Annotated in this window: 24 protein-coding genes; 15 read left to right on the top strand and 9 right to left on the bottom strand. The window is 63.7% G+C overall.

Going from position 1 to position 25,269, the window contains the following annotated elements:
• Positions 1 to 13: 13 nt before the first annotated feature.
• Positions 14 to 895: an RNA polymerase sigma-70 factor gene (locus V9L21_RS05455; protein ID WP_337309820.1), complete on the bottom strand. Its 882-nt coding sequence runs from the start codon at positions 893 to 895 to the stop codon at positions 14 to 16.
• A gap of 67 nt (positions 896 to 962) precedes the next feature.
• On the bottom strand, positions 963 to 1,820 hold the full coding sequence (locus V9L21_RS05450) for a ferritin-like domain-containing protein (protein WP_337309818.1): 858 nt from the start codon (positions 1,818 to 1,820) through the stop codon (positions 963 to 965).
• A 128-nt stretch (positions 1,821 to 1,948) separates the two neighbouring features.
• On the opposite strand from V9L21_RS05450, the gene V9L21_RS05445 reads away from it, so the two are divergent.
• The gene (locus V9L21_RS05445; protein WP_443304506.1) at positions 1,949 to 2,590 is read left to right on the top strand and encodes a glutathione peroxidase; all 642 of its coding nucleotides are present in this window, start codon (positions 1,949 to 1,951) and stop codon (positions 2,588 to 2,590) included.
• Positions 2,591 to 2,917: 327 nt separating this feature from the next.
• Here the strand turns inward: V9L21_RS05445 and V9L21_RS05440 are convergent, their stop codons facing one another.
• Entirely contained in the window at positions 2,918 to 3,529 is a 612-nt protein-coding gene (locus V9L21_RS05440) for a glutathione S-transferase N-terminal domain-containing protein (protein WP_337309817.1), read from the bottom strand.
• 119 nt (positions 3,530 to 3,648) lie between these two features.
• Between V9L21_RS05440 and purB the strand changes: the two genes are divergently transcribed.
• From purB to V9L21_RS05420, 4 genes are all read left to right on the top strand, one after another.
• Complete coding sequence (purB, locus tag V9L21_RS05435; RefSeq protein ID WP_258502983.1) at positions 3,649 to 5,028, top strand: adenylosuccinate lyase; 1,380 nt, start codon at positions 3,649 to 3,651, stop codon at positions 5,026 to 5,028.
• 143 nt (positions 5,029 to 5,171) lie between these two features.
• Positions 5,172 to 6,320 carry a PepSY-associated TM helix domain-containing protein gene (locus V9L21_RS05430; RefSeq protein WP_337309815.1) on the top strand — a complete coding sequence of 383 codons (1,149 nt, stop codon included), beginning with the start codon at positions 5,172 to 5,174 and terminating at the stop codon, positions 6,318 to 6,320.
• Positions 6,321 to 6,402: 82 nt separating this feature from the next.
• Entirely contained in the window at positions 6,403 to 8,541 is a 2,139-nt protein-coding gene (locus V9L21_RS05425; protein ID WP_337310085.1) for a TonB-dependent receptor family protein, read from the top strand.
• A gap of 34 nt (positions 8,542 to 8,575) precedes the next feature.
• Positions 8,576 to 9,136, top strand: coding sequence for a YaeQ family protein (locus V9L21_RS05420; protein WP_307703778.1), 561 nt, complete (start codon positions 8,576 to 8,578; stop codon positions 9,134 to 9,136).
• 13 nt (positions 9,137 to 9,149) lie between these two features.
• On the opposite strand, the gene V9L21_RS05415 is transcribed toward V9L21_RS05420, so the two are convergent.
• Positions 9,150 to 9,455, bottom strand: coding sequence for a putative signal transducing protein (locus V9L21_RS05415; RefSeq protein WP_258502988.1), 306 nt, complete (start codon positions 9,453 to 9,455; stop codon positions 9,150 to 9,152).
• 13 nt (positions 9,456 to 9,468) lie between these two features.
• The gene (locus V9L21_RS05410) at positions 9,469 to 9,936 is read right to left on the bottom strand and encodes a DUF3717 domain-containing protein (RefSeq protein ID WP_157616416.1); all 468 of its coding nucleotides are present in this window, start codon (positions 9,934 to 9,936) and stop codon (positions 9,469 to 9,471) included.
• 486 nt (positions 9,937 to 10,422) lie between these two features.
• On the opposite strand from V9L21_RS05410, the gene V9L21_RS05405 reads away from it, so the two are divergent.
• The 3 genes from V9L21_RS05405 (at position 10,423) to V9L21_RS05395 (ending at position 12,163) form a co-directional block, all read left to right on the top strand.
• Positions 10,423 to 11,166: a TerC family protein gene (locus tag V9L21_RS05405; RefSeq protein WP_337309809.1), complete on the top strand. Its 744-nt coding sequence runs from the start codon at positions 10,423 to 10,425 to the stop codon at positions 11,164 to 11,166.
• A gap of 81 nt (positions 11,167 to 11,247) precedes the next feature.
• A complete protein-coding gene (locus V9L21_RS05400; RefSeq protein ID WP_337309807.1) occupies positions 11,248 to 11,712 on the top strand; it encodes a hypothetical protein in 465 nt (154 codons plus the stop codon).
• 97 nt (positions 11,713 to 11,809) lie between these two features.
• A complete protein-coding gene (locus tag V9L21_RS05395) occupies positions 11,810 to 12,163 on the top strand; it encodes a phage holin family protein (RefSeq protein WP_126749591.1) in 354 nt (117 codons plus the stop codon).
• A gap of 37 nt (positions 12,164 to 12,200) precedes the next feature.
• Here the strand turns inward: V9L21_RS05395 and V9L21_RS05390 are convergent, their stop codons facing one another.
• Positions 12,201 to 13,766: a M48 family metalloprotease gene (locus V9L21_RS05390; RefSeq protein ID WP_337309805.1), complete on the bottom strand. Its 1,566-nt coding sequence runs from the start codon at positions 13,764 to 13,766 to the stop codon at positions 12,201 to 12,203.
• A 54-nt stretch (positions 13,767 to 13,820) separates the two neighbouring features.
• On the opposite strand from V9L21_RS05390, the gene moaC reads away from it, so the two are divergent.
• A complete protein-coding gene (gene moaC / locus V9L21_RS05385; protein WP_337309803.1) occupies positions 13,821 to 14,303 on the top strand; it encodes a cyclic pyranopterin monophosphate synthase MoaC in 483 nt (160 codons plus the stop codon).
• An 18-nt stretch (positions 14,304 to 14,321) separates the two neighbouring features.
• On the opposite strand, the gene V9L21_RS05380 is transcribed toward moaC, so the two are convergent.
• Complete coding sequence (locus V9L21_RS05380; protein ID WP_443304505.1) at positions 14,322 to 16,031, bottom strand: PglL family O-oligosaccharyltransferase; 1,710 nt, start codon at positions 16,029 to 16,031, stop codon at positions 14,322 to 14,324.
• A gap of 231 nt (positions 16,032 to 16,262) precedes the next feature.
• On the opposite strand from V9L21_RS05380, the gene V9L21_RS05375 reads away from it, so the two are divergent.
• Genes V9L21_RS05375 through V9L21_RS05350 form a run of 6 tightly spaced genes read left to right on the top strand, consistent with a single transcriptional unit; the run spans position 16,263 to position 23,685 of the window.
• A complete protein-coding gene (locus tag V9L21_RS05375) occupies positions 16,263 to 16,688 on the top strand; it encodes a type IV pilin protein (protein WP_443304504.1) in 426 nt (141 codons plus the stop codon).
• Positions 16,682 to 17,305: a GspH/FimT family pseudopilin gene (locus tag V9L21_RS05370; RefSeq protein ID WP_337309797.1), complete on the top strand. Its 624-nt coding sequence runs from the start codon at positions 16,682 to 16,684 to the stop codon at positions 17,303 to 17,305. The genes V9L21_RS05375 and V9L21_RS05370 overlap by 7 nt, the downstream gene beginning before the upstream one ends.
• A complete protein-coding gene (locus V9L21_RS05365; protein ID WP_337309795.1) occupies positions 17,302 to 17,697 on the top strand; it encodes a type IV pilus modification PilV family protein in 396 nt (131 codons plus the stop codon). The genes V9L21_RS05370 and V9L21_RS05365 overlap by 4 nt, the downstream gene beginning before the upstream one ends.
• Positions 17,697 to 18,899, top strand: coding sequence for a PilW family protein (locus V9L21_RS05360; RefSeq protein ID WP_337309792.1), 1,203 nt, complete (start codon positions 17,697 to 17,699; stop codon positions 18,897 to 18,899). Before V9L21_RS05365 ends, V9L21_RS05360 begins: the two co-directional genes overlap by 1 nt.
• A complete protein-coding gene (locus tag V9L21_RS05355; RefSeq protein WP_337309790.1) occupies positions 18,896 to 19,504 on the top strand; it encodes a hypothetical protein in 609 nt (202 codons plus the stop codon). The genes V9L21_RS05360 and V9L21_RS05355 overlap by 4 nt, the downstream gene beginning before the upstream one ends.
• A gap of 17 nt (positions 19,505 to 19,521) precedes the next feature.
• Positions 19,522 to 23,685: a PilC/PilY family type IV pilus protein gene (locus tag V9L21_RS05350; RefSeq protein WP_337309789.1), complete on the top strand. Its 4,164-nt coding sequence runs from the start codon at positions 19,522 to 19,524 to the stop codon at positions 23,683 to 23,685.
• Between the two features lie 319 nt (positions 23,686 to 24,004).
• Here the strand turns inward: V9L21_RS05350 and V9L21_RS05345 are convergent, their stop codons facing one another.
• Together V9L21_RS05345 and V9L21_RS05340 are read right to left on the bottom strand one after the other, a co-directional pair.
• Positions 24,005 to 24,499 (bottom strand): pilin, encoded by a 495-nt coding sequence (locus tag V9L21_RS05345; RefSeq protein WP_337309787.1) that lies wholly within the window; start codon positions 24,497 to 24,499, stop codon positions 24,005 to 24,007.
• Positions 24,500 to 24,693: 194 nt separating this feature from the next.
• Positions 24,694 to 25,197, bottom strand: coding sequence for a pilin (locus V9L21_RS05340; RefSeq protein WP_337309785.1), 504 nt, complete (start codon positions 25,195 to 25,197; stop codon positions 24,694 to 24,696).
• Between the last annotated feature and the right edge of the window lie 72 nt (positions 25,198 to 25,269).

The following is a 25,269-nucleotide window of genomic DNA, read 5'->3' as shown; positions in this document are numbered from 1 at the left end:
CACGCCGCGCGAACTATTTCGAAGAAAAAAGCTGCGCGATGCGCGCCAGCTTGTCGGGGTTGCGCTGGGCGCGGATGCGCACGATGCGCTCGCCCTCGATCTCGAAGGTCTGCGCCGATTCGAGTTGCCCGTCGAGAAAGCGCAGCAGCCCCGGCTCGCCATTGATGTCCACCAGTTCCATGCGCACCGCGGGGCCCATGCGGCGCCAGAGCGCAAAGTAAAGCTGCGCCAGCCGCTGGCTGCCACGCAGACCCTTGCTGAAGGTCTGCACCTTGCCGCCGCCGTCGCCGATGAGTTCGACGTCTTCCGCCATCAGCGCCTTCAGGTCCTGCAGGCTGCCGCGTGCCGCCGCATCGGCAAAGGCCTGAAGCAGGCGCTGGTGGGTTTCGCGCGAGACCTGGAAGCGCGGCCGTGCCTCCTGCACCTGCGCCTTGGCGCGGTGCACCAGCTGGCGGCAGGCAGCTTCGCTCTTACCGAGGGTGCGGGCGACTTCTTCGTAGTCGGCGTCGAACACCTCGCGCAGCAGGAAGGCGGCGCGCGCCTCGGGCGCCAGGCGCTCCAGCACGGCAAGGAAAGCCACCGACACGTTGTCGGCGCGCTCGAGCAACTGCTCGGGCGTGGCGGGGGTATCGGTGAGCGTGGGTTCGGGCATCCAGGCCCCGATGTAGTGCTCGCGCTGGACCTTGGCGGCGCGCAGCCGGTCGATGGAAAGCCGTGTGACGACGGTGACCAGCCAGGCTTCGGCGCTGTCGAAACTGGTCTTGTCGGCCTCGTGCCAGCGCAGCCAGGCGTCTTGCACCACCTCTTCGGCCTCGGCAACGGTGCCGAGCATGCGGTAGGCAATGCCCTGAAGGCGGCGGCGGTGGCTGTCGAAAGTAAGGGTGGCGTCGTCCATGGTCACAAGACGGGCGATCGACCTGGTTTGTGACAGGCCATTTCGCGGGACGCGCCCCTTTATCCCTTTACGCGCCCTGGTACTCGGCCTGCGGCCCGAGGTTGGCGGAGACTTCCTTGCGGTAGCGATTGAGCTCCTGCACGGTCTTGAAGCTGCGGTTCATGAGCAGGCTCAGGTTGTGCAGGATGCGCTCGCCGACCTTGCCCTCCCAGGCCGCATCGAACTTGATCTGCTTGTCGAGCCAGTGCTCGAGCCAATCCGGGTCGGGCATGCGGCTCTGGATGGTGTCGTTGGGGAACAGCGCCTTGTTGACGTGCAGGTTGGTAGGGTGCAGCGCCTGCGCGGTGCGGCGCGCGCTGGCCATCAGCACGCCGACCTTGGTGAAGGCGGCGCGGGCTTCGTCGCCGAACTTTTCGAGCGCACGCTTCATGTAGCGCAGGTAGGCGCCGCCGTGGCGGGCTTCGTCCTGGCTCAGCGTGGTGTAGATGTGCTTGATGACCGGCTCGGTGTGCCACTGGGCCGCCCGGCGGTACCAGTGGTTGAGGCGGATCTCGCCGCAGAAATGCAGCATGAGGGTCTCGAGCGGGGGCGCCGGGTCGAAGTCGAAGCGCACTTCGTGCAGCTCCTGCTCGGTGGGGGCATGCTGGGGGCTGAAGCGCTTGAGGTACTCCATGAGCACCAGCGAGTGCTTCTGCTCCTCGAAGAACCAGATCGACATGAAAGCGGAAAAATCGCTATCGTGGCGGTTGTCGCGCAAGAACATTTCGGTGGCCGGCAGCGCCGCCCACTCGGTAATGGCGTTCATCTTGATGGTTTGCGCCTGTTCTTCGGACAGCAGCGAAGCATCGAACGACTGCCAGGGAATGTCCTTGTCCATGTCCCAGCGGACAGATTCGAGTTGTCTGAAGAGTTCCGGATAAAGCATCAAAATCTTTCTAAGGCCGCCGATTTTAGTCGGCCTGCTTGGCGCGCTCGTGACAGACGCGCGATGATGCGGCCATGCGCCCCCTGACGGCACGGATACATACCCCCATTTTTGTACCAGGAGCCCCTATGCCAACCCCCACCCGATCGCCCGTGCCGATGCGCCTTGCACAGGCCGCCGCGCTCGCGGCTTGCCTGCTTGCCGCCGGTACGGCGGGTGCCCAGGCCCCCTCTGCCGGCCCATCTACGGCTCCGGCCACCAGCCCCGCTGCGGCCCCCGCCGACGCAGCCTGCCCGGCCACACTGCAACACACCTTCCCGCGGCTGCAGGACGAAAAACCCCAGTCTTTGTGCCAGTACTCCGGCAAAGTGGTACTGGTGGTCAACACCGCGAGCTTCTGCGGCTTTACCCCGCAATACAAGGGGCTGGAGGCGCTGGACAGCAAATATCGCTCGCGCGGGTTGGTGGTGCTGGGCTTTCCGTCGAACGATTTCTCCCAGGAGTCGGGTTCCAACAAGGAAATTGCCGACTTTTGTGAAAGCACCTTCGGCGTGAAGTTTCCGATGTTTGCCAAAACTTCGGTCCGCGGCCCCAACGCCAACCCGCTGTTCAAGCAGCTGGCGCTGGCCTCCGGCACCACGCCGAAGTGGAACTTCTACAAGTACCTGATCGGACGGGACGGCAAGGTGGTTCAGGCGTGGTCGAGCATGACTGCACCCGACGAAGCCGCCTTCGTGAAGGTGGTGGAAAGCCAGCTCGCTGCAAACTGACCGGGAGCCCCGACGGGGCGCTTCTCGCACTGGAGTCTTGTAGTACGTGTGAACTGATCGTCACAAACGTTTACCACTGAACCGGGAACCGCGCTGGCACACTGTCCTCATAAAAGACGTGGACAGCAAATGTCCTCCGGTTTTCATGTTGCGAGGTCTTCCAGGCGTTTCTCGTCTGGTCGAAATCCCGAGGTGATTCTTCTCCTCCTCCCTCCCTCCCTCCTTCGCGTCGGGGCGCCTCGCAGCATTTTTGTATTCCCCACGAAAAGGGGGCGCCGCACACGGTGCCCCGGAAATGAAAAAGGCGCCCGGGGCGCCTTTTTCATTTCATGGTTGCGTGTCGATGAAGCTCGGCCGCAGCATCAGCTTGTCGTACAACTTTCCGAGGTTCGGGTGCTCACCGCGCCAGTCGATTTCTGGAAAGCGAAACCCCACCCAGCCCAGCGCGCAGCCGACTGCGATGTCCGACAGGCTCAGGTGAATGCCGCTGCAAAAAGGCTTGTCGCCCAGGCCCTTGGCCATGGCGGCAATACCGCCCTCGACCTTGGCGCGCTGGCGCTCGATCCAGGTGGCGCTGCGCTCGCCGTCGCCGCGGCCGCTCCAAGTGGCTTCCAGGCGCCAGAGCACGCCGGCGTCCATGACGCCGTCGGCCAGCGCTTCCCAGGTCTTGACCTCGGCACGCTCGCGACCCTGCTGCGGAATGAGCTTGCCCACGGGGGACAGCGTGTCGAGGTATTCGACGATCACGCGCGAGTCGAACATCGCCTCGCCGCCTTCCATGATGAGGCAAGGCACCTTCGCGAGCGGGTTGGAATGGGCGATGGTGGTGTCGGCGGACCAGACATCTTCGATCACGAACTGGTAGTCGAGCCGTTTCTCGGCCAGCACCACGCGCACCTTGCGCACATAAGGGCTGGCGGCCGATCCGATCAGTTTCATGAAGGCTCTCTCCCTTTGCTTTGATAACGATTGTTCGCGGCTATTTTAGGGGAACGCTGAAAAAGGCAGCTTCGAACTGTCGCAAACGGGCGTCGGCGCGGGCCGCCTAAAATTCGGGCATGAGCTTCTCCACCGTTTCCGCCCTCTCCCCACTGGACGGCCGCTATGCGGCCAAACTCGCGGCATTGCGCCCGCTGATGAGCGAACAGGGCTACATGCACCGGCGCGTGCAGGTCGAGGTGGCGTGGTTCATTGCGCTGTCCGACTGCGGCTTCGCTGAATTCAAGCCACTCACGGGCGGCGCCCGCAAGTACCTGCTGGGCCTGGTCGCCCACTTCTCGGAGGCCGACGCACTGGCCATCAAGGAAATCGAAAAAACCACCAACCACGACGTGAAGGCGGTCGAGTACTGGATCAAGTCCAAGTTCGAAGCCCGGCCGGAACTGCTGGCCGCCGCCGAGTTCGTGCACTTTGCCTGCACCAGCGAAGACATCAACAACACCAGCCATGCGCTGCAGATCCAGGCCGCCCGCGAGAAAGTGGTGCTGCCGGCCATCGACGGGCTGATTGCCAAGCTGCGCGAAATGGCGCACCAGTTCGCCGGCGTGTCGATGCTGTCGCGCACGCACGGCCAAACCGCGAGCCCCACCACGGTCGGCAAGGAAATCGCGAACGTGGCGGTGCGCCTCTCGAAGGCCCGCGCGCAGATTGCCGCGGTGCAGCTGCTCGGCAAGATGAACGGCGCGGTGGGCAACTACAACGCCCACCTTGCCGCCTGGCCAGACTTCGACTGGGAGGCGTTCAGCCGCAAGGTGATCGAAACGCCGGCGCCGCTGGGCCTGGGCCTGAGCTTTCAGCCGTACAGCATCCAGATCGAGCCGCACGACTACATGGCCGAGCTGTTCGACGCGGTGGCGCGGGCCAACACCATCCTGATTGATTTCTCGCGCGACATCTGGGGCTATGTGAGCCTGGGCTACTTCAAGCAGCGGCTCAAGAAGGGCGAAATCGGCTCGTCGACGATGCCGCACAAGGTCAACCCGATCGACTTCGAAAACGCCGAGGGCAACCTGGGCCTGGCCAATGCGGTGCTGCGCCACCTGAGCGAGAAGCTGCCGATCAGCCGCTGGCAACGCGATCTGACCGACAGCACGGTGCTGCGCAACATCGGCGTGGCCTTCGGCTACGCCACGCTCGCCTATGCGAGCCTGGCCACGGGCCTGGGCAAGCTGGAACTCAACGAAGAAGCGCTGGCCGAAGACCTTGACGCCTCGTGGGAAGTGCTGGCCGAGCCCATCCAGACCGTGATGCGCCGCTACGGCGTGCAGGGCGCCTACGAGCAGCTGAAGGAAGTGACGCGCGGCAAGACCGTCACGGCCGAGGCGCTGCACGGCCTGATCCGTTCGCTCGAGATTCCGGAATCCGAAAAAGAACGGCTCTTGGCCATGACGCCTGCGAGCTACGTGGGCAAGGCCGCGGAGCTCGCCAGTAGAATCTGAGGCTTCCCGCACCGATGCACCAGCCGCCCGAGGGCGGCTGTTCGCTTGGCGCTTTCGCCTTTTGCCGAGATTTTCAGCCAACGCGCCGTGACCGGCGCGCCAGCCAACAACCGTGACGGGACGCCTCGAAGTCCCCGTTGTTCATGCGCGCCCCCCTGAGACGCCTCTGGCTCAAGATTCACCGCTGGATCGGCCTGTCGCTCGGACCGGTACTCGCCCTCACGGCGCTGCTTGGCGCCGTGCTGGTGGTGGCCTTGCCGATCGACCGCTACGCGCATCCCGCCTTCTTCGTCGCGCGAAGCGCGGCCGATGCGGGAACAGCAACGGCCCGGGCCGCACTGCCGCTCGAGCCGCTGCGCCAGCGCATCCTGGCCGAGTTCGGCCCTACCACCAACTTCACGCTGCGGCCGCCGCGCAAGCCCGGCGAAACGCTCTGGGTGTACGTGCGCGGGCCGTGGGAGGGCACGCTTTACCTCGACCCGGCAACCGGCGCCGAGCAGGGCCGGCGCGGGTCGCACGAAGGCGCCTACAACCTGATGTTCGAACTGCACAGCAGCCTGCTGCTGGAAGACACGGGCAAGGGCATCCTGGCTTTTGTGGCGCTGGCCTACCTCTTTTTGCTGGTCACGGGCGTGGTGCTGTGGTGGCCCACGCGCTGGCCGCCTTCGCTGCGCATCGTGCTGAACCGCGGCCTGCTGCGCGGCTTGTTCGACCTGCACCGGACCGGCGGCGCGGTGCTTGGGCTGCTTGTCGCGGTGTCGGTCTTCACGGGCGCCTACATGGCCTGGCGGCCGCTCGGCAACTTCATTTCAGCAGCGGTCGGGCAACAGCAGGTCAAGCCGCCCGTGGTGCCCAAGAGCCCCGCGTCAGGCCCCCGGCTTTCGCTCGATGAGCTCGTCGCCCGCGCCCAGCAGGTGTTTCCGGGCCAGCCGATCGGCTACGTCCAGGTGCCGGCCAAGCCCGATCGGCCGCTGCGCGTTCGCTTCCGGCTGCCCGACGACCCGCATCCGAACGGCATCGGCTCGGCGTGGCTGCATCCGCTGACGGGCGAGGTGCTGGCGGTGCGCCGCTGGCAGGACCTGGACGTGGGCAACGGCGCGGTGGTGGTGATCTATCCGCTGCACACGGGCGAGCTGGGCGGGCTGGTGCACCAGGCGGTCACCGTGCTGCTCGGCCTTGCCCTTTGCGGCCTGGGCGTGAGCGGCGTCTGGCTCTGGTGGCGGCGCCGCGCCGTGGCCGCGGCGGCGGCTCGCGACCGGGCACTTTCCGGCAGCACCCGCACCACGTCCTGAGCGGGACGTCGCAGCAGTTTCGATTTATTGAGATATCCGAGGAGAAACCTTGTTCAAGCAGAAAAAGTGCGCCGCGCTGGTCATGGCGCTGTTTCCCGTCAGCTTCCAGAGCTTTGCGGCCGACGCGGAGCCTGCTGACGCCGCATCGGGCGCGAAATCGCTGGAGGCGGTGACCGTTACCGGTGACTGGCTGGGCTCGCCCAACGAGACCAAGGTGCTCGAGCATCCGGGCGCGCGCAGCATCATCGAGCGCAAGCAGATCCAGGAAAGCGGCTCGAGCAGCGTGCGCGACGTGCTGCGCCAGGTGCCCGGCGTGCAGGTGCAGGAGAGCAACGGCACGGGCGGCAGCGACATCTCGCTCAACGTGGGCGTGCGCGGGCTCACCTCGCGGCTGTCGCCGCGCTCGACCATCCTGCTGGACGGCGTGCCGCTGGCCTATGCGCCCTATGGCCAGCCGCAGCTGTCGCTCGCCCCCCTGTCGCTCGGCAGCCTGGAGGCGGTCGACGTGGTGCGCGGCGCGGGCTCGGTGCGCTACGGCCCCCAGAACGTGGGCGGCATCATCAACTTTGTGACGCGGGCGATTCCGAAGCAGTTTGCAGGCGAAATCGGCGTGGGCGTCGAAAGCGCCAGCCATGGCGGCGGCGTCAAGACCACGCCCACGCTGTTCATGGGCGGCACCAACGAGAACGGCCTGGGCCTTGCGCTGCTGTATTCGGGCACGCACGGCGACGGCTTTCGCCAGAGCAACGACCACACCAGCATCAACGACCTGATGCTGAAGGGCGCGTACCGCATCTCGAAGACCGACGACATTGCCGTCTCGCTGCACCATTTCGAAGGCAAGGGCCGCATGCCCGGCGGCCTGACGACGGCGCAATTTGCCGTCAACCCGTTCCAGTCGGACCGCCCTTTCGACGAATTTTCCGGACGCCGCACCGACGGCTCGATCAAGTACACGCACAACGACGGCGTGAACAAGTTCGAGATGCTGACCTACTACACGGACTCGTACCGCAGCAGTTACCTCGAGCAGGAAGGCACCGGCGCCAACACCGGCCGGCGCCGGCTCACCACGGCTCCGCGCGACTACAAGACCTTTGCCATCGAGCCCCGCTACTCGCGGCTGATCGATTCCGGTAGCGTGGTGCAGGAAGTGAGCGTGGGCCTGCGCTACCTCAAGGAAGAAGCCTCCGAGGTGGCAACGCGCAGCAGCTACTACACGCCTACGCCTGGCTACAACGCCTACACCCGTGCGCAGCCGGCGTACCAGACCAGCAAGGGCGGCACGGCCGCGCATGCCTTCTACATCGACGACCGCATCGACTTCGGCAACTGGACGATCACGCCCGGCGTGCGCTACGAATCGATCCGCTCGCACAACGATGTCTTCACCGTGGCAAACAACCGCGTGACGGGCGCGATCTATCCGAAGATCGACTCCAACGAAGTGCTGCCGACGCTGTCGGTGCTCTACCGCATGAGCGAGCGCTGGTCGGTGTTTGCAAACGCCGGCGTGTCGTTCGGCCCGCAGCAATACGCCCAGCTTGCGCAGTCCACCACCGGCCTGCACCCCGAAAAAGCCAAGACCTATGAAATCGGCACGCACTACAAGGGCGAGACCTGGAGCGGCGAGCTGACGCTGTTCAACATCAATTTCGACAAGGAACTGCAGCTGGCCCGCTCGATCACGGGCGACGTCGGCCAGTGGACCGACCTGGGCGCCACCCGGCACCGCGGCCTGGAGTCGGCCCTGCGCTACGACATGGGCAGCCTGAGCGATTCGCTCAAGGGCTTGTCGCTCTCCGCGACCTACACGTACACGCAGGCCACCTCCAAGGCCGGCGCCTTTGCCGGCCGCGACCTGCCGTTCTACTCGCGCCAGGTGGCAACGCTCGGCGCGCGCTACGAGCGCGGGCCGTGGACCTTCAACGCCGACGTGTACGCGCAGTCGAAGCAGCGTTCGCCGGGCTCGCCCGACGACGGCGCGCGGTACATCACGGTGGAAGATTCAACCGGCCGGCTGGGCGACATTCCGGGCTACGCCACCATGAACCTGCGCGCGGGCTACGACTTCGGCCCCTCGATGAGCAACCTGAAGCTGGCCGTCGGCTTCAAGAACCTGTTCGACCGCCGCTACTACAACCGCTCGGTCGACAACAACGGCGGCAAGTACGTGGGCCAGCCGCGCACGCTGTACATGCAGGCCTCGGTGGCGTTCTGACGAAGCCCATGGGGGCGCATACACTCGCGCACCCATGGCCCTCAAATCCACCATCTTCAAGGCTGCCCTCGCGGTGGCCGACATCGACCACGGCTACTACGCCGACCATGCGCTAACTCTGGCGCGCCACCCGAGCGAGACCGACGAGCGGATGATGATCCGGCTCGTCGCGCTTGCGCTCAATGCCTACAAGCTGCAGGACGTGTGCCAGGGCGACGGCACGCTGGCCTTCGGCGCGGGTCTGTCGAACGTGGACGAGCCCGATGTGTGGCTGCGCGATTTCACGGGCGAGACCAAGCTGTGGATCGAGGTCGGCCAACCCGAGGACAAGCCCATCATCAAGGCCTGCGGCAAGTCGGACGAAGTGATCGTCTATTGCTTCAACCATGCCGCCGAGATCTGGTGGCGCGGCATCGAGAACAAGCTCACGCGGCCGCAGAACCTGTCTGTCTACCGGGTGCCGACGGAGGCCTCGCAGGCGCTGGCCGCGCTCGCGCAGCGCAGCATGCAGCTGCAGGCGACGATCCAGGAAAACACGCTGACGCTGGGCGACGGCACCCACAGCATCGACGTCGAACTGCTGCGCTGGAAGTAGCGTTCAACAGGCGCTAGGCCGCCGGCATCATCGCGCCGCAGTGCCAGCACTGCTCGAAGCCGCCCTCGATCCGCTCGCCGCAGGCGCACTGCCAGTTGCGCTGCGGGCGATGCTGCGCCGCATGCAGCACTTGCTGCGCGCGCTCGAACTGGGTTTCATCGTCAATCCAGATCTCGGGCAGGCACTGGTCCGGCGGCAACTGGCCCATCACGGCGCCCAGGAATTCGCGCTGGACCGTTGCCTCGACGCCCTCCTCGCGCAGCGCATGCACCCACAAAGTCGCGATCGCAAGGTTCGGCGCTTGGGCGAGGCGGCGCATGCGGAGGCCTCTTTCAGGGCGTGTCGTCCGGGCCCAGGGGCTCGGCGGGATCTTCGTCCGGCCATTGCGGCGGCTCGGCCTCGCGAGCGCGCTCGGCATACTTGTTGAAGCGCCAGGCCGTGTCTTCCATGGTGATGCGGCGCCACGTGACGCGCTTTTCGGCGGGCGACATGGCGGGCCAGTGCTGCACCTCGTCGAAGCTGCGGCCACAGCCCTTGCATTGGTCGTCGCCCTGGCTCGTGGAGCAGATGGCAATGCACGGCGTGTCGGGCGTGCTGTGGTACCAGTCGAGCCAGGCGGCCCAGGCTTTTTCAGGGAAGCCCTGCTCGTCGACCTCGTCTTCATGGTGGAACACCATGAGCGCATAAACCTCTGCGAGCGCGCGCAATTCGGGCGCAAGCGTAATGCCGTCGGGCGAGGGACTCTTCTCGCGCCAATGGTTGATGGCGGCCTCGATGTCTGTGATGTGAATGGCGGCCATGGGAGAGAAAAAACAGCGAGCGGCGATCATAGTCCGGCAATGCCCCGCAGCCGCTGAAGGTTATGTCCGCTACCAAAAATGAAGCGCCGACGGCCCTGTTCGCGCGCGTTTTGGCGCGTCATTCCCAACGCGCAGAAAACTTTTGGTTGCCAGGGCGGGGGGCTCGATGATCTAATCCCCCCACGAAGGGGAGTAGCTCCCGACTGCCGTCCACGACGGCGGAAAACGCCAGGTCGTCAATACGAAGCACAACACTTCCGGCCTGTCGGGCAACGCGTGCCTGCCGGTATGCGCTGTCGAGCAAGACCTTCGATTTGAACCTGTGCAGGTTTGATCGAAGCGGTCCTGAATTCCCGGTTCCACCACCGGTCTTCGTCATGCTTCGAACAGCCCGCACGGGATGAATCGAAACGAACGAATGCGCCAAACTGCCGCCATTCCTCTTAGGATGGATGGCCGAATGGCGCGCGAAGACAAGAGGAACCTATGGAACAGTTCATGGCCCCGGAATTCTGGGTCGCGGTCGGTCAGATCATCATGATCGACATTCTTCTCGGTGGCGACAACGCCGTCGTCATTGCCCTGGCTTGCCGCAAGCTGCCGCCTGCGCAACGCACCAAGGGCATCCTTTGGGGCACTGCCGGTGCCATCGTGCTGCGCGTGATATTGATCTTCTTCGCGCTCACGTTGCTGGCGATTCCGTTCCTCAAGCTGGTCGGCGCCGCGTTGCTGGTGTGGATCGGCGTCAAGCTGCTGGCGCCCGACCATGACGATGCGCACGGCAACATCCAGGGCAGCGACAAGCTGTGGGCCGCCGTCAAGACCGTGATCGTGGCCGACCTGGTCATGAGCGTGGACAACGTGATCGCCATTGCCGGCGCCGCCCAGGGTGCGGGCCAGGGCCACCAGATGCCGCTCGTGATCTTCGGCCTGCTCGTGAGCATTCCGATCATCGTCTGGGGCAGCCAGTTGGTCATCAAGCTGATGGACCGCTTCCCGATCATCATCACGATCGGCGGCATGCTGCTGGGCTGGATTGCCGGCACCATGGCGGTGTCCGATCCCGCGCTGTCGAACACCGCCGCCTGGACCTGGGCGCCGAAGGTGCCGCAGAGCGACACGGTCAGGTACGCCGCCGGTGTTGCCGGTGCGTTGCTGGTGCTGGTCATCGGCAAGCTGGTGGCCATGCGCCGCCCGAAGCACGCCGAAGAAGCTGCGACGACGAGCTGATCGCCCGCAGCCGCCATCGGAGAAAATGCTCTTCCTCTATGGAACAGTCTCTGCCACTCTAACTACTTGAAGGAGCGCCTCATGGAAAAGATCATTCTCTATGTCGACGACGCTGGCTATGCCGCCGAGCAGTTCGCAGAACTCGCACCGGATGCCGGCAGCGTCGTGGCGCGCCATTGGGTACTGGTGGCCTGCGCTCCGCGCATGACGCACCGCATCAGCAAGTGGGTGAGCCACAGCGCACGCGAAAACTGGCGCGCCAAGTGGTTCAGCAAGGTGCAGGCGCAACTGCTGCCCATGCTCGAGCGCAACGGCGGGCAGGTGACGGCGGTGCTTGCCAAGGGCCCCCTGACCGAACTGACGCAGCAGCTCAAGCAAGAGCATGCGGCCACGCATGTGGTCGATGCGCGCCGCCCCAAGATCGGTGTCGACCTGGAGCCGGTCACGCACGAGCAGACGCCGCCGCGCCAGTCGGGTTGGGCTTTTCCCGGTGCCGTGATGGGCATGGGCGCGCTGCTGGTGCTTGCGAACGAACTGGCCGAATAAGCCGCCGGTTCAAGACGGCAACACGTTCCTGACGAGCCCCGGTGCGGCAACGCACCGGGGCTCGTTGTTTTAGGGCCGCTGGGGTATCCTGCGGCGCATGCGAATCATCATCAAATGGCTGCTCAGCGCCGTCGCGCTGCTGGCGGTGGCCTATCTCTACAGCGGCGTCCAGGTCAACAGCTTCGGCTCGGCGCTGATTGCCGCCGCGGTCATCGGCCTGCTCAACATGATCGTGAGGCCGGTGCTGGTGGTGCTGACGCTGCCGGTCACCATCGTCACGCTGGGGTTGTTCCTGTTCGTGATCAATGCGCTGCTGTTCTGGGCCGCATCGGGCCTGCTGGGGGGCTTTCAGGTCAGCGGCTTCGTGGCGGCGCTGATCGGCTCGCTGATCTATTCGCTGCTCGGGCTGGTCATCGAAGCCGCGCTGGGCGGGCTGCTTTCCAAGCGCTGAGCAAACGCCCCGAGCGCTCGGCCCACCCGATCCCAGTTCACCTCAGCGGCGGCTCTTCAGCCTGCCGCTTCACCATCGCTTCCACCGCCCGCGCGCGGGTGTCGATGATCGACGCCTCGTAGTGGTCGATGGGCGCACCGGGCTTGCGCACCAGCTCCTGCGCGGCCTTGAAGCGGTCGCGTGCAGCGGGGTAGTCGAGGATGGCGACGTTGGCTTCCGCATCGGCGCGCACGGCGCGCAGGGTGTCGTTCTGCGCACCGTAAAGATTGGCCAGCGCCCGCCAGGCGGTAGCGTCCCGCGGATGCGTGGCCACCCAGTCGCGCAGCACGGGCACCAAGGGCGCGGGCTGGCGGGTGGCCACGGCGGCCTCGGCTGCGAGCAGCATTTCCGGCCGCTCCCTGGATTTCACGTCAAGCAGGGCGGCGGCCTTGGGGGCACCGCCACCGGCGAGTTCGATTTCGGCGTTGAGCCATCGCGCCAGCTTGGCGGCGGATGCGTCTTCGGCGGTGCGCGCGGTCACTCGCTCGGCCAGCGCGCGCGCCGATCTGAAATCGCGCAGCTCCTTGGCCGACAGCGCTGCCGCGTAGAGCGTGCCGGCCTGCTGGGCCGGGCTGCTCCTGGCGAACTCGCCGCTCGAGGCGGCATCGACCCAGAGCCGCAGCACATCGACACCCGGCCGCGTGAGCACCCGCGCGCGCGCCGCAATCATCGCGTGGTCCATCACCAGCGGCATGGCCGGGGCCGTGTCCATGCGGAACTGGAAGCGCCCCTGCATGTCGGAGATGCGCTCCGACGTGAGCGGGTGGCTGCGCAGATAGGGGTACGAGCCGTTGTCGTTGAGGCGCGCGGCGTACTGCAGCTTCTCGAACATCGTCGCCGCGCCTTGCGGTGCAAAGCCCGCCTGGGTCATCACGCCAAAACCGACACGGTCGGCCTCGCGCTCCATGTCGCGCGAGAAGCTCAGCTGGTTCTGCATGAAGAGCGCCTGGCTGCCCATGATCACGGCCTGGCCCGCATCGGCGTTGCGGCTCTTGCTGGCCGCGATCATGCCGAGAATCAAGCCCGCCAGCATGAGCGGCATCTGCTTGCCCTGCCTGCTCATGATGCGCGAGATATGGCGCTGGGTTACGTGCGAGAGCTCATGCCCGAGCACCGTTGCCAGCTCGTCGCGGCTGCCCACGGTGGCAATCAGGCCCATGTTCAGCCCCAGGTAGCCGCCCGGCAGCGCAAAGGCGTTGATGTTGCGGTCGCGGCCCAGCAGAACGACCCAGGCAAAACGCTCATCGAGCTCGGGCGTGAGCTCGCCGCGCTCGCGTGCGGCAGTCATCAGGCGCTGCCAGATTTCCTGCACATAGGCGCCGACCACCGGGTCGTCGATGTAGTCGGTGTCGCGGTAGAGCTCTCGCGCGATCTGGTCGCCCAGCTGGCGCTCCGCGCTGGCCGTCATTTCGCCGCCGTCGCCCAGCCCCGGCAGCACCTGCAGCTGCGCGCGGGCAGGCACCGGCAGCACAACTTGGCACGCTATTAAAACGGTAGCGCACAACGACCGCAATGCGGGTGCGGCAGAACTTTTTTTCTTGGCAAAAGGAGTCAAGCGCGGCATTCCTCGTCCATGGCTCGGGCTCGTATGATGCACCTCCACACCGAACGTTCACACATGAGCTCCCTCACCCATTTCGACGCTCAGGGCCAGGCCCACATGGTCGACGTCGCGGCCAAGCCCGCCACCCACCGCGTGGCCGTGGCCACCGGCCGCATCGAGATGCAGCCCGCCACGCTGGCGCTGATCGAATCGGGCACCGCGAAGAAGGGCGACGTGCTCGGCATCGCTCGCATTGCCGGCATCCAAGCTGCCAAGAAAACCAGCGACCTCATTCCGCTGTGCCACCCGCTGGCGCTCACGCGCGTGGCGCTGGCATTTGCGCTGGCCGAAGAAGGCAGCGCGCCGCAAGTCGTGTGCACCGCAACCGTCGAAACCGTAGGGCCCACAGGCGTCGAAATGGAAGCACTGACCGCCGTACAGGTGGCACTGCTCACGATCTACGACATGTGCAAGGCGGTGGACCGAGGCATGCGGATCACCGACGTGCATGTGCTGGAAAAGCACGGCGGAAAGTCGGGGAGCTACGTCGCTGGATAGCCTGCCAGCCAGGTAACGCTAGGGCGACCGCGCGTCGACCGACTGGCCCCTGAGCCACCGCTCGTATTCCACCGGAAAGGCGATTCGGAATCGCTCCGCCTGCTCCCAGGCCTCCTGGTCCCGCCTCGTCAGTTCAGCGCTTTCGATCAGCTTGACGATCACGCGGGGCTCGGGCGAGAAATGCAGGATTCGCGCGGCCAGGGCATGCATCTCGGCGGCGTTGGCGGCGGTAACCCGCGTGAGCGTCAGTTCGGCAAAACCCACCTGCCTTGCGAAGAGCCAGGACTTCTTTGCCTTGGCCAGCGTGTCGTCTTCGTAAGCCGGCAAACGCTCGTCGCGCGGCAGGTAGATCTGGCTGATGCGGATGTAGTCCCAGGTGGCGTAGCCGACCACCGCCGCCAGCGCGGTGGCCGCCACGGTGGGCAACACCGGCGCGTCAAGCCACCTGGCTTTGAGCCGTTGCCGCGGCGGAGCAACTCGCGCCGGCCACAGCATTCCCAGGCACAGCCCGAACACCAGCTGGAACGGCCCATACCAGAGCGGATATTCCAGCAGGCTGTGCAGCACGATCGCACCCAGCATGCCCCACGCCATCAGCCGCGCCGGGTCGCGCTCGCGCCAAGGCTGCGCCGCCAACACCATCCAGGTGAAGCCGCCGCAGATCAGCACCGATGCCGGAATGCCCAGCTCCACGGCCAGGTGCAGCGGCAGGTTGTGCGCGTTGTCCAGAATCTCCGGGAACCGCGGCCCCGAATACAGCGTGCTGTAGTGCGCAAAGGCCAGTTCGCCCCAGCCCCACCCCGTCCATGGATGCTCGGCAATCAGCGTGAGCACATTGCGCCAGAGAATCATCCGCGTGTGGTCGCCTGGGGCGCCTTCCTGCAGGCGGCGCATCATGCCTTCGACCTCGCTGGCGGTGAGCTGCGGCAGAACCCAGGCGATGGCGAAATAGATCGGGACCATCGCCAGCAGCATGAGCGGCGGCGGCAGGCTGTAGCGATTCCCGTCGCTTGCAGGCGCGCTGCGGCGTTCGCGCCACGCGATCAACGTTGCAATGCCCACGATCGATAGCAGATGGAGCAGCCCGGTGCGCGACGTTGACGCCGCCGCGGCCACCAACAGCAGCGAAGCAGCCGCCACCAGCCAACGCCTGATCTGCAGCGACGGCTGCGCGGCGTGGATCCAGAGCGCCGCCACCAGCGCCATGCTGATCAGCGTGGCGAACTGGTTGCGCTGGCGCAGGTTGCCGTATGCCTGGCCCAGCGCGGGCGTGGTGGTCCAGGGCACCAGCGGCTCGGCCAGACCGTAGTACTGGAGCAGCCCGAGCACGGCGCTGACGAGGCCGGCCGCGAGGATGCCGGTCGCCAGCACCGCCGCGGCGGAGGGGCCGCCCCGGGCGATGCCCGCGCCCACGCAGGCCGCGGCGGCAATTGCGCCCAGCACCACGACCGGCGGCAGCCAAAGGGCAGGCGAGCCGTGAGAGGAAAGCACGACAACCGCCATTCCGGTCGCCAGCCAAGCCCAGATGCCCCGTGCCGGCGCGCCGGGAGGTATTGCAAGAAGCAGCGCTGCGAGGCAGGCCCAAGTTGCGAAGAGCTGCCACGCCTGGACCGAGGGACCGGCCACGAGTGGGCAGAGAAACGGAAACGCAACCAGGCCGGCCCGCAAGGCACCAACTGCTTTCGAAGGAAGGGCGGCGGCCTCGACGGGCGCTACGCGGGAAGTCATTCCGCCGATTGTGCCGACCGGTCGGGCCGACGAATGGCAGCGAACGAGAGACGAGCGGTTTTGCAAAAAAACACAATTAGAGACATTCTTTGACAACTGTCTGCAACTGTTGCCCGGCGCCTTCCAGAAGGGTGTGGCCGAGCGCGAAAGGTGTCAATGAAACAACATTCGGTTCCGCGTCAACCCCTGAGAAATCGACGCGGTTCACGCGGCTTCACGCTGATCGAAATCATGATCACCGTGGTCATCATCGGTGTGCTGGCGGCCATTGCCATTCCCAGCTATCAGGACTACGTGCGGCGCGGCTACGTGGTGGACGGCACCAATGCCCTGGCGACCGTGCGTGCCGATATGGAGCGCTATTTCCAGGACAACCGGACGTACGAAAACATGTCGTCGACGGTGCTGGCGCCGTGCGACGCCGGTGTTTCGGCCAGCAAGCGCACGTTCGGCAATTTCGTTGTTACCTGTCCCGCTCCCGGTGCGCCGACTGGCACGACCTACACGCTCAGGGCAACCGGAAGTGGCCCGGCTAACGGCGCCGTCTACACGATCAATGCCCTGAATGTGCGCGCTACGGTTGATATGCCTCCCGCGTGGGGCTGGACCAGAACCTGCAACACTTCCTGGATCGTAAAAAAGGGACAGGCGTGCTGAAGCAGCAGGGTTCCTGCGAGCGACAACAGGGCTTCACCCTGGTCGAAATGATCGTCACCGTCGCGATCATGGCGCTCCTTGGCGCTCTTGCCACGCCATCGATGATCGGGTGGGTTCGGAACAACAAGATTCGCACTGTCAGCGATTCGCTGCAGAACGGCCTGCGCCTCGCCCAGGCCGAAGCGACCCGCCGCAGCAGGCAAGTTGTGTTCTCGCTGACAGACGACAAGCCCAGCGCGAGTGGCTACACGGCCAAGACCGATGGCAACAACTGGGCGATCAACACCGTGCCGTCCATGACCAGCGGCGAAACCAGCGCATTCGTCGAAGCCGGCATCTTGCGCGACGTCGGGTCGAATGTCGTGATCTCGGGGCCGGCGGCGATCTGCTTCAACTCCCTTGGCCGCCTTGCTGTAAATCCCTCGCCAGGCGTGACCAGCGCTGTCTGCACACTTCCCACGACCGCCGCTTACTCGTACACCATTCAAATGAGCGATCGGGTTGAAGGAGACCGTCCGCTACGGGTCACCGTCGCCCTGGGTGGGCAGGTCCGCTTGTGCGATCCGGCCCGAACTCTCTCGGACAGTCAGCCCGACGGCTGCCCAGCCTCGCCATGAAACGCCCTTGCATCTCTTCGAGCCGCGCGCAAACCGGCGTCGCATTGCTCGAAATTCTTGTTTCGGTGCTGCTCTTCTCGCTGGGCTTGCTCGGTCTGATTGGTCTTCAAGCACGGGCGATCAGCCTGTCGAGCGATGCCGAAGACCGCAATCGCGCTGCGTTGCTTGCCAATGAGGTGGTTGCACTGATGTGGCTCAACAAATCGGCGACTGTCCCTGCTGGCGCCTTGGCCAGTTGGAAAACCCGGGTTGCAAGCCCGGAAACAGGCGGCCTGCCTGCCGGGGACGGACAGGTGAATGTGGACGGCACGGCCGCCACCGTGGTCATCAAATGGCGCGCTCCATCGCACGATGCAGACAGCCAACTCACAACACGCGTCGTACTGCCCTGATGAACAAGTTGCACACTCCATCGGCCACACGAGAGCGCGGCCTGACACTCGTCGAGCTGCTGGTCGCCATGATCATCGGCCTGGTCGTGACGCTGGCGGTCACCAGTGCCGTGACATTCGGCGAATCGGCCAAACGGACGACCACGTCCGTCAACGACATGGGCCAGTCGGGCTCCTACGCAGCCTACCTGCTCGACCGTGCGGTACGCAGTGCCGGCTCCGGCTTCACGCAGTCGTGGGACCTCGGCGTATTCGGTTGCAAGCCGCAGGTCAAGCGAGGCGCTACCGCGATATTGCCGCGCGCGACCGCTTTTCCAGTTCCATTTGAGAAATTCCTGGGGGGTGCCGCTGGCACCGTCAATCTACGCGTTGCGCCACTGGTGATCGGGAAGGGGCAGTCTCCCGATGGGATTTCCGATGTACTGATGGTGATGGGCGGCAATGGAGCCGCGGGTGACGTGCCCCGGCCAATCATCGCAGCGGGTGCGAGCGCCAACATATTGCGCCTGGACAACACCGTCCAGTTGAAGAAGAACGACCTGACGCTGATCAGCCAGGTTGGAGCGGACTGCCTGCTCGAGCAAGTCGCCTCGACTTTCGTCGACAGTGCCAGCAACGAGTTGCTTACGTTGGGCGGTACGGGTACGTACTACACGGAGGGTGCCGGAACCACGCTCGCTGGCCTCGCCGGGAGCGGCTCGGCATACCTCACTCTGCTGGGGAACGACGATGCCAAGAATGTGCAGTTCCAGCTGTTCGGCGTGAGCAGCGATCGCACGCTGTTCAGCTACGACCTGTTGCGCAGCAACGGAACCGACGCCTCCCAGGCGCTGGCTGATGGGGTGATGGAAATGCATGCGATCTACGGCGTCGACGCCAACAAGGACGGCATTCTTGATTCGTGGGCGTCGCCCGACTCAGCAGACTACGCCCTTGCGACCAAGATGGCCGCCGCAGGCACCACCGCAGAGCAAATCGCGGAAGCCGCCAGAAAGATCGTCGCCGTTCGCGTCGGTCTGGTACTGCGAAGCAGCACGCTCGAAAAAGACGAGGTCACCCTCAAGATTCCAGCGATGTTCAGCGGCACCGGTATCGCTCGAGACGAAGTCGAATTGCCGGAAGGCGAAGCCCGCCGCTACCGCTACCGGGTCGTCGAACTCACCATCCCGTTGCGCAACATGCTGCTGCTGCCTTCATCATGAATATTCCTCTGTCCCGGCGACCCGCAGAACGCGGCGTCGTGCTCCTGCTTTGCCTCATCGTTCTCGTCGTACTTCTGGCTGGTGGTGTTGCGGTAATGCGCTCCATGAATACCTCGCTCTCGAGCGCGGGTAACCTGGCTTTCAAACGCGACTTGGTCAACCAAGGCGAACAGGCAGCAGACACAGCGTTGAAACTCTTCAATACCGGTGCGCTGTCTGCCGCTGGTGCCGATCTTGTGAGCGTAAAGGCTCAGAACTACAGCGCTGAACAGCTGTCTTCTAACGACCGCGGCATCCCGCTTGCGCTGCTTAGTGACGACGCGTTCGAAACGGTCGCCAGCGCTTCAAACGATATCAAAGACGCCTCGCGCAAAGACCAGGTCAAGGTTCGTTACGTCATCGACCGCTTGTGCAACGCGCCCGGGGCGCCGAGCAAAACCAATTGCGTGTATGCGCCGGCCACCACTGACGTGCGCGGTGGCAGTGCGCAGGAATGGCAGCGGCCTCCGCCGCCGAAGGCGCTGGTTTATCGATTGAGCGTTCGCGTGGACGGCCCTCGCGATACCCAGGTGTTTCTGCAGTCCTCTTTCACGAAACCCGAATAACAAATCGCGGACCCGTCATGAATACATCCTCAGCTTCTGTTGCGCGCCTTACCCGCACCCTCGCGCTTGCAGCCGCATTGGTCGGCATATCCAGTCTGGGCCAAGCCGCCAGCCTGGCAAACCAACCCGTGTTTTCGACTTCGAGCGTGCCGGGCAACCTAGCCTTGACGTTGTCGGTGGAATGGCCGACCGCGTCGCGCACGGCGCACACGGCCGCCTACGCGAGCAGCAGCACCTTCCTGGGTTACTTCGACCCGGACAAGTGCTACACCTACATCGTGGACGCTACACGCAATGAGACCAATACCGGCGACAAGAGCTACTTCAATCCCACCGGCGTTGCAACCGGCCACACGTGCAGTGCCGTCGCGGGCACGTGGAGCGGCAATTTCCTGAACTGGGCAGCAACCGCAACCATCGACCCGTTTCGCTGGGCCATGACCGGGGGCCGGCGCGTGGTGGATACGCCGACCGAAACCATCCTTGAGAAGGGCTACCACTCGGGGCAAGGCCTATTCGACGATCGCACCCTGCCCGTCAGCGAAATAGCCGGCGCAACACCTTTCAGCAATGCCAGCAGTCTCGGCATCTCGGTCAATGGCCGGGGTTATGCCATGCGGATCACCACCACAGGCGGCGCGCTCAAGGGCGAATACTTCAAGAATGCCAACAAGACGCTTGCAGGCACCCCTAACTCGACCGTTGCCCAGGACAGCGCCGATCATGATTGGGGCTCGGATGAGCCTGCAAAGAACATCGGGAAGGACAACTTCGCCGCTAGATATACAGGCACATTCGTTGCCCCCGCGAGCGGTACCTATACCTTCCGAGTGCGCGCCGACGACGGCGTGCGCCTCTGGATATCCGATGTTCTTCTGATCGACAAGTGGATCGATCAAGGCCCCACCAACTACGACGCTACGGTGACCCTGACGGCTGGCCAGAGCTTCAAGGTCAAGATCGAGTACTACGAGAACGGCGGCGGCGCCGTCATGCAGTTCTCTTGGAAAAAGCCGGGGGACACTTCTTTCGGCATCTTCACGACTGATATCGGTGCAGCAACCGCAGCCGACTACACCATGCGCAACAAAGTATGCGTACCAAGCGCGCCCGGCGGCGTGGAGAGCAACTGCAAGCAATATGGCTCCAACTGGAAGCCCGAAGGATTGATTCAGCAATACTCGCGAAGAATGCGCTTCAGCGCATTCGGCTACCTGAATGAAAGCGGCAACCAACGTGATGGTGCCGTGCTGCGAGCGCGTCAGAAATTCGTCGGCCCCCTACAGCCGGAGCCGGGCCTTCCCGACGTTGTAAACCTCCAAAAGGAATGGGACGACAACGGTGTTTTCGTTCGCAATCCCAACCCGAAAGATGCCTCCGACACGTCCACCAATGGCGTGACGATCAGCGACAGCGGAGTGATCAACTACCTCAACAAGTTCGGCCAACTGATTCCAGGCAACTACAAGTCCAACGACCCGGTCAGCGAACTCTATTACGCAGCATTGCGCTACTACCGGAATCTGGGCAATGTGCCTGAGTGGAGCAACCTGAATACGGCGGATACCGCTACCACCGCGACGCGCCTCGATGGATTTCCGGTAATCAAAAACTGGGACGATCCGATTCAGTATTCGTGCCAGCGCAACTTTGTTCTAGGCATTGGCGACATCTACACCCACGGGGACAAGAACGTACCGGGTAACACCAACACGGCCAACGAACCAGACCTACCCGAGAAAGTTTCTTCCGACCGTACGGTCAATGCGGTGACAGCAACCAACAAGGTGGGTCAGTTGCAAGGAATGGGCGACGATCTCGGCACGCGCACGAACGTCTCGAACAACTGCTGCAGCAACAACTCCGCCCGAATGGCGGGCCTTGCCTACGATGCCAACACCAAGGACATCCGTCCCGACGTTGCCGGCAACGCCAACACCATCGGCAAGCAGACTGTCCAGACCTATTGGGTCGACGTGCTCGAGCAAGCCTTCCAGGCAAACAATCAGTTTTACCTGGCATCGAAATTCGGCGGCCTCAAGGTTCCCAAGAACTTGGAGAGCACTTTCGACCCCTACACGTTCACCGGCCCGATTCCGCAGGCATGGTGGGCGACAAGCACCGACCTGCTCACCGACACGCGCGGCACCGGCACCACGCAACCCCGTCCGGACAATTACTTCACCGCCGGCAAGCCAGACGCAATGGTCGACGGGCTGACACGGGCTTTCGCGAGCATCGCCAACGCCATCAAGTCGTACACCACGTCGTTCTCGCTCTCAAGTCCTCAGGTTTCCTCAAGCGGCGCGGCTTCCTATTCGTCGCAATACGACTCCAATGGGTGGACCGGCGTGCTCACAGCCAGCCTGCTCACCTTCCCTGGCGGCGTACCCACGGTTAGCGAACGGTGGAACAGCTCGACGACCCTTGAGGCGCAGCTGACCGGTACCGGCTGGGACACCGGACGGCAAGTGGTTACCTGGAATGGCACCGCCGGGGTGCCCTTCCGCAAGGCCGACCTCACGGCGGCTCAAGTGACCGCGCTGGACACGCCGTGGGCAGCGGGCGATGACAGCGCCGATTTCCTCAACTACCTGCGCGGAGACCGGAGCAAAGAAAGAACCGCCACGGACAGTACTAAGCCTTATCGCCAGCGCACGCTGCTCCTTGGCGATATCGTGAACGCAAAAGTCACACCCGTGGGCCCACCTTCGGCGCCACTTTCGAATACCGTGAATCCAGGGTATGCCGCGTTCAAGACAGCACGCGCGGGCCGGCCGACCATGGTCTATGTAGGCGCCAATGACGGCATGCTGCACGCCTTCGATGGCGCCTTCACCGGAACAAACGCGGGCAAGGAGCAATTTGCCTATGTGCCCAGTGTGTTGTTCTCCGGCCCCAGCAGTCCAGCCACTCCGACGATCGACGGGCTGCGCCAACTCGGAAACCCCGACTACGAACACCACTACTACGTAGACGCGTCGCCCAAGTACTTCGACATCGACTTCAATACCGCCGGCGGCACTTTCACGACCAGCGCCAATGGCAATGGCGCTGACTGGCGCACCGTTCTTATCGGCGGCCTTGGCAAGGGAGGCAAGGGCTTCTACGCCATCGACATTACCGACCCCGCAAGCATGACAACCGAAGCTGTCGTCAAGACCAAAGTCTTGTGGGAGTTCACGGCTGCCACGGCAGGTGTCGGCGACACACTGGGATTCAGCTTCGGCGCGCCAATCGTGCTCAAGACAAAGAAGTATGGATGGGTTGTGGTGCTTACTTCGGGCTACAACAACGGCGACGGCTTCGGCTATATCTATTTTGTGAATCCACGCAACGGCGCGCTGCTCGAAAAGGTTCAGACCGGCACTTCTTCGTCCGGATTGACCCAGGCGACCGCCTACATTTCCGACTTTACCGACGGCACGGCCGACGCCCTTTACGCAGGCGATCTGAACGGTCAACTCTGGCGTTTTGATGTGACGGCAGCAAAGGGCAGCACAGGCTTCTACCCTGCACCGTTGAAGCTCGCGACGGTTGCCGATGAGCAAGGAAATGCGCAGCCGATCACCACCCAGCCTCTCGTGGAAATAGACCCCAAGTCCAAAAAGCGCTACATCATGTTCGGAACGGGCCAACTGCTGGACACAATCGACATCAGTTCGTCCGCGATACAGAGCTTCTATGCGCTCATGGATGGAGGTCCGGGGAGTTTCAGCTCTGGTGGCGTTTACCCGATAACCCGGAGCCTCCTGAAGCAAGTTACGGAGACCGATCTGATTGGCACCACCCCGATCAGCTATGGCAACACCAGGGGTTGGTACCTGGACCTGGGCAAGGACACCACCATTGCCTGGCGCATGGTGTTGAACCCCACTTCCTTCAACGGCGTGGTGGTGTTCTCGAGCCTGCTGACCACAGGCAATGCCTGCAGCCCTTCAGGCCAGAGCCGGATCTATGCGGTGAACTACGGAACGGGTATTTCTGCATTGCTTCCCGTTGGCACCGCCTACGTATCGCACAGCAGCGCAATTATTGACCTGCAGATCGTCAGCAACGACGGCGTCACCCAAGGCGTGGGCGGTGACGTGGACGGCAAGCAACCTTCGCCAAAGATCGACTTTGGCAAGGGGACGGCGTTGCGGTTGCTGAACTGGCGGGAAGTGCCAGCGATTGATTGAGGAAGAGAGATCAGGAGCGGCGGGTCGCTAGCTCCTATCTCACTCACCTCTGATCGGAACCGTATGGAACGCTTGAACGAGTCTTGAGGCTCATTGCGGCAAATCGATGCGAGGTTTCTCTTTGATTGCGCGTCATCAGGCCCTGTTTTCATGGGGCCCGCTGCATTTACGCGCTGCATCTGCCAAGTACGCAACTCGACAGGCCTAAAAGCTACTCCGGGCCGCTGGCGAACGAAGATCATTCCTGCCTGCGGGGTCTCTGACCCTCTTAACGAACGTTGCCACTGCTGGGCGGCTTATCGAATGAGCAGTGGCCGGGCTACAAGCACTGCGACGATTTGTATGTCGCGGGCACGCTGCTGAGGCATGTCCAATTTCCCGTGGTGCTGCGCTGCCAGGTCAATGTTTGGCCCGCAAGCACCGTAGCGGCCGAGTTGCCGAAGGTGGCCGTCATGACGGCTGTCTGATCGCCAGTAGCGGGAAAATTCACAGCTGGAACGCCAGTACCCGCCGGAAGTTCTACTAATGTAGCAGCAGCGCCGTTAGTTGCAGGCACGGTCATGAGCGAGGAGCCGGTGGCCCCTGGATCGCATTGCAAATTGCCTGCCCCCACGCTTGTACGCCCTTCCACGACGCAAGTTTCGACGGCTGTTCTCAATGCACCAACCTCCGACATGACACGGGTCACTTGAGCGTGGGAAATATAGGTCCGATATTGGGGCAACGCGATACTTGCCAGCACACCGATCACGGCTACCACAATCATCAATTCGATTAATGCGAAGCCTTGGTCTCTTTCTTGAGCCTTCTTCATGCTTTCTCCTTGGCTAGGAGAACCCATTGCAGTTCGCGTGCCACCAAACACTGCATGCAATCTTTCGCGGAATGGGCTGCTGCCCGTTGGGGGCCTTCCTCATAAGCTAGGCAGCAAACTTCATACTTTGCTGTGACCTTTCCAATAGACGTAAAAAAGCCGCCCGGAGGCGGCTTTCGTCTGTCTGCGACGGATTACGTTGCCGACGTGGTGGGGCACGAAACTTGTTCGTACTTCTTCGCAACGTCAGAGGAGCAGGTCCAGGTGCCGTCCGAGGTGCGGCTCCAAATGATCTTCTTGCCCTTGATCACGGCTGCAGCGCTGTTACCAAATTCGGACGTCAGGGTAGCAGTGCCGTCCGTGCCAGTGAAAGCAAGAATCGGTGCGCCGAGGCCTGCAGCCGGAGCGCCGCCATTAACAGTGTTGCTACCTGTCGTCACGATCAGGTTCGAGCCTGTGGCCGTGCCTGCACAGGTCGTTGCGCTGGCGGTTACCTTGCCATTGTTCACGCAGTCTTCAACGGCGGTCTTTTGGGAGCCCGTTTCGCCAACTACGCGTGAGACTTGCGACTTCGCGATGTAGGTCTGGTACTGGGGAATAGCGATAGCAGCCAAGATACCGATGATCGCGACAACGATCATCAGTTCGATGAGCGTGAAACCCTTTTGCACGTTGCGTGCGATAGAACGACGGTTCATTTGAAGAAACTCCAGGTTGGTTGGTTTGAGCCCGGGAACCAAGCCCGGAGCGCAGTACCTACCGCAGCATCC

The organism is Variovorax sp. CCNWLW235 (assembly GCF_037204085.1).
Classification (GTDB): Bacteria; Pseudomonadota; Gammaproteobacteria; order Burkholderiales; family Burkholderiaceae_C; genus Variovorax.
Note: the sequence above shows the minus strand (reverse complement) of the source record. Positions and strands in the feature narration are given on the sequence as shown.

Bases quoted from the DNA above. Each gene is read 5' to 3' on its own strand.
- V9L21_RS05455 (WP_337309820.1), bottom strand. From the start codon at position 895: ATGGACGACGCCACCCTTACTTTCGACAGCCACCGCCGCCGCCTTCAG.
- V9L21_RS05450 (WP_337309818.1), bottom strand. From the start codon at position 1,820: ATGCTTTATCCGGAACTCTTCAGACAACTCGAATCTGTCCGCTGGGAC.
- V9L21_RS05445 (WP_443304506.1), top strand. From the start codon at position 1,949: ATGCCAACCCCCACCCGATCGCCCGTGCCGATGCGCCTTGCACAGGCC.
- V9L21_RS05440 (WP_337309817.1), bottom strand. From the start codon at position 3,529: ATGAAACTGATCGGATCGGCCGCCAGCCCTTATGTGCGCAAGGTGCGC.
- purB (WP_258502983.1), top strand. From the start codon at position 3,649: ATGAGCTTCTCCACCGTTTCCGCCCTCTCCCCACTGGACGGCCGCTAT.
- V9L21_RS05430 (WP_337309815.1), top strand. From the start codon at position 5,172: ATGCGCGCCCCCCTGAGACGCCTCTGGCTCAAGATTCACCGCTGGATC.
- V9L21_RS05425 (WP_337310085.1), top strand. From the start codon at position 6,403: ATGGCGCTGTTTCCCGTCAGCTTCCAGAGCTTTGCGGCCGACGCGGAG.
- V9L21_RS05420 (WP_307703778.1), top strand. From the start codon at position 8,576: ATGGCCCTCAAATCCACCATCTTCAAGGCTGCCCTCGCGGTGGCCGAC.
- V9L21_RS05415 (WP_258502988.1), bottom strand. From the start codon at position 9,455: ATGCGCCGCCTCGCCCAAGCGCCGAACCTTGCGATCGCGACTTTGTGG.
- V9L21_RS05410 (WP_157616416.1), bottom strand. From the start codon at position 9,936: ATGGCCGCCATTCACATCACAGACATCGAGGCCGCCATCAACCATTGG.
- V9L21_RS05405 (WP_337309809.1), top strand. From the start codon at position 10,423: ATGGAACAGTTCATGGCCCCGGAATTCTGGGTCGCGGTCGGTCAGATC.
- V9L21_RS05400 (WP_337309807.1), top strand. From the start codon at position 11,248: ATGGAAAAGATCATTCTCTATGTCGACGACGCTGGCTATGCCGCCGAG.
- V9L21_RS05395 (WP_126749591.1), top strand. From the start codon at position 11,810: ATGCGAATCATCATCAAATGGCTGCTCAGCGCCGTCGCGCTGCTGGCG.
- V9L21_RS05390 (WP_337309805.1), bottom strand. From the start codon at position 13,766: ATGCCGCGCTTGACTCCTTTTGCCAAGAAAAAAAGTTCTGCCGCACCC.
- moaC (WP_337309803.1), top strand. From the start codon at position 13,821: ATGAGCTCCCTCACCCATTTCGACGCTCAGGGCCAGGCCCACATGGTC.
- V9L21_RS05380 (WP_443304505.1), bottom strand. From the start codon at position 16,031: ATGACTTCCCGCGTAGCGCCCGTCGAGGCCGCCGCCCTTCCTTCGAAA.
- V9L21_RS05375 (WP_443304504.1), top strand. From the start codon at position 16,263: ATGATCACCGTGGTCATCATCGGTGTGCTGGCGGCCATTGCCATTCCC.
- V9L21_RS05365 (WP_337309795.1), top strand. From the start codon at position 17,302: ATGAAACGCCCTTGCATCTCTTCGAGCCGCGCGCAAACCGGCGTCGCA.
- V9L21_RS05360 (WP_337309792.1), top strand. From the start codon at position 17,697: ATGAACAAGTTGCACACTCCATCGGCCACACGAGAGCGCGGCCTGACA.
- V9L21_RS05355 (WP_337309790.1), top strand. From the start codon at position 18,896: ATGAATATTCCTCTGTCCCGGCGACCCGCAGAACGCGGCGTCGTGCTC.
- V9L21_RS05350 (WP_337309789.1), top strand. From the start codon at position 19,522: ATGAATACATCCTCAGCTTCTGTTGCGCGCCTTACCCGCACCCTCGCG.
- V9L21_RS05345 (WP_337309787.1), bottom strand. From the start codon at position 24,499: ATGAAGAAGGCTCAAGAAAGAGACCAAGGCTTCGCATTAATCGAATTG.
- V9L21_RS05340 (WP_337309785.1), bottom strand. From the start codon at position 25,197: ATGAACCGTCGTTCTATCGCACGCAACGTGCAAAAGGGTTTCACGCTC.